Source organism: Streptococcus sp. GMD6S, from assembly GCF_000297015.1.
This window is the reverse complement of sequence record NZ_AJRH01000157.1, coordinates 1-1,144: the sequence shown is the minus strand read 5'-3', so window position 1 is coordinate 1,144 and position 1,144 is coordinate 1. Positions and strand designations below refer to the sequence as shown.

At 33.4% G+C, this 1,144-nt stretch carries 5 protein-coding genes; all 5 read left to right on the top strand.

Translation table 11 applies throughout. The features are described 5' to 3' along the window. Positions 1-5 precede the first annotated feature (5 nt). Positions 6-131: a class IIb bacteriocin, lactobin A/cerein 7B family gene (locus GMD6S_RS09330; RefSeq protein WP_000437099.1), complete on the top strand. Its 126-nt coding sequence runs from the start codon at positions 6-8 to the stop codon at positions 129-131. Between the two features lie 17 nt (positions 132-148). Then, entirely contained in the window at positions 149-298 is a 150-nt protein-coding gene (locus GMD6S_RS09325; protein ID WP_001052546.1) for a class IIb bacteriocin, lactobin A/cerein 7B family, read from the top strand. 12 nt (positions 299-310) lie between these two features. Beyond that, the gene (locus tag GMD6S_RS12775; protein ID WP_000793177.1) at positions 311-487 is read left to right on the top strand and encodes a hypothetical protein; all 177 of its coding nucleotides are present in this window, start codon (positions 311-313) and stop codon (positions 485-487) included. Between the two features lie 149 nt (positions 488-636). After that, positions 637-792, top strand: a complete 156-nt coding sequence (locus GMD6S_RS12770; protein WP_000661693.1) for a hypothetical protein — start codon at positions 637-639, stop codon at positions 790-792. Between the two features lie 24 nt (positions 793-816). Beyond that, positions 817-1,029, top strand: coding sequence for a hypothetical protein (locus GMD6S_RS09320; protein ID WP_001081403.1), 213 nt, complete (start codon positions 817-819; stop codon positions 1,027-1,029). The last annotated feature ends 115 nt before the right edge of the window (positions 1,030-1,144 follow it).

Sequence of the window (1,144 nt, the reverse complement as noted above, 5' to 3'; positions counted from 1 at the left end):
ACAACATGGAACAGAACTTTGTAGCTCTTACAGAAGAAGAGTTGACGGATGTGAATGGGGGGTCGGTTACCGCTGTAGTTGTAGGAGGTGTCTTACTAATTGGTGGTATTGCTTGGGGCTATTTTATGTAATAATAAGGAGAGAAAAAATGAATTTAAATAAATGGACAGAATTGACAGAAGAAGAATTGATGAATACAGAAGGTGGCTTAATTACCATAGCCATGATTGCTGGAGGAGTAGCAATTTTCCTTGGTGGTCGATTAATTGGTCAAGATTTAAAACGTAAATTTGGATAAAAGTAGAATTGTATGAAAAATCTAAAAAATGTAATGGGAGCAGTTCTAATTATTTTTGGAGTGCTTTGCATATTGGGAGATTTAAATGTAATCACCTTTAATGTTGAAAAATATTTCCAAACAGAATTAGTTGTTCCGATCCTTATTTTGATGATGAGTTACTTGGATTTAGCTAAAGACAAGGTTTAAAGAGAACTATTTTTAGTGTATGGCAACTGCTATTGAATAGTCATCTTTTAGTTATTATCAATGAAATAAGAACTAATTTAGGAATAGTAGGGATTTTGGTTGGAGTAGCTATTGGATTAGCCAGTATTATTTAAAAAGGAGAGAGAAAAATGAAAGAAATGGATAAAAAATTTAATATCATGACAGAAGAAGATTTGGCTCTTACTGAAGGAGGCTTCATTGTCACTACTTCCACAGCAATAGCTTGGGGTGTATTAGGAGTAGCTTCTTATATGTATGGGCGTTATCTAGGAAGTAGACGTTAATCTAAATATAGAAGGAAATTAACTATGAATCGTAACCTAAATCTCAATACATTGTTACCTAAGCTAGCCACTATACTTCCTTTGTTAGGAATAGGTCTTAATCTTACGCTTCATCTAATTCGTACGGGTTCGCTAGTATCTTTTGATTGGCAATGGAGTTTAATAGGTTTGATTGTTGCAGGCTATTTTGGTATTTATTGTAAGGATTTGAAGAAAAATAATCAAAACTATAAATGATGAATCTGAATGGAAAGGATTTTGTGCATGTAAATGGCGGAGTTTTTCCACCTTGTTTTATCCAGAAACCTATCCAATTCTGCTTGGTCTGTTTTATGTAGGATACAAGTACAAA

Coding starts and splice junctions, on each gene's coding strand:
- GMD6S_RS09330 (WP_000437099.1), top strand. CDS start 6: ATGGAACAGAACTTTGTAGCTCTTACAGAAGAAGAGTTGACGGATGTG.
- GMD6S_RS09325 (WP_001052546.1), top strand. CDS start 149: ATGAATTTAAATAAATGGACAGAATTGACAGAAGAAGAATTGATGAAT.
- GMD6S_RS12775 (WP_000793177.1), top strand. CDS start 311: ATGAAAAATCTAAAAAATGTAATGGGAGCAGTTCTAATTATTTTTGGA.
- GMD6S_RS12770 (WP_000661693.1), top strand. CDS start 637: ATGAAAGAAATGGATAAAAAATTTAATATCATGACAGAAGAAGATTTG.
- GMD6S_RS09320 (WP_001081403.1), top strand. CDS start 817: ATGAATCGTAACCTAAATCTCAATACATTGTTACCTAAGCTAGCCACT.